Source organism: Desulfofundulus thermobenzoicus, assembly GCF_009428905.1.
GTDB lineage: Bacteria > Bacillota > Desulfotomaculia > Desulfotomaculales > Desulfovirgulaceae > Desulfofundulus_A > Desulfofundulus_A thermobenzoicus.
Map to the genome: position 1 here is coordinate 1 of NZ_WHYR01000233.1, position 416 is coordinate 416.

Genomic DNA, 416 nt, shown 5'->3' on the forward strand with positions numbered 1-416 from the left:
GTCACGTTTGGTCTTGCTTCATAAATCATTCCAACCGTTCCAAGCGGTACACGGACCTTTTCGATGAGCAGGCCGTTTTCTTTTTGAATGGTTTCTAACGTTTCACCAATTGGGTCTTTTAGCTGAATGAGTTGAAGGGTCGCGTCTGCAATGGCTTCAATTCTCTCTTCCGTGAGTGTGATCCGGTCAATGACAGATGGCGTGAACTGCTTTTCCTCAGCAGCCTGAACATCCTTTAGGTTCTCCTCTATTAAATAAGCTGAAGATGCTTTTAGTGCACTCGCGATGGCGTGCAGGGCAGCATTTTTTTGTTCCGTCGTTTTTAGAAGCAGCTGATCTTTGGCTGCACTTGCTTTTTTTGCTTTTTCAAGAACTTCATTCATCGTATTCCCTCCTCAGTTTTGTACATGCTGTAC

Annotated in this window: 1 pseudogene; it reads right to left on the reverse strand. The window is 44.5% G+C overall.

The features are described 5' to 3' along the window. A pseudogene (locus tag GFC01_RS18395) lies at window positions 1-383 on the reverse strand (gamma-glutamyl-phosphate reductase); the annotation flags it as partial. Between the last annotated feature and the right edge of the window lie 33 nt (window positions 384-416).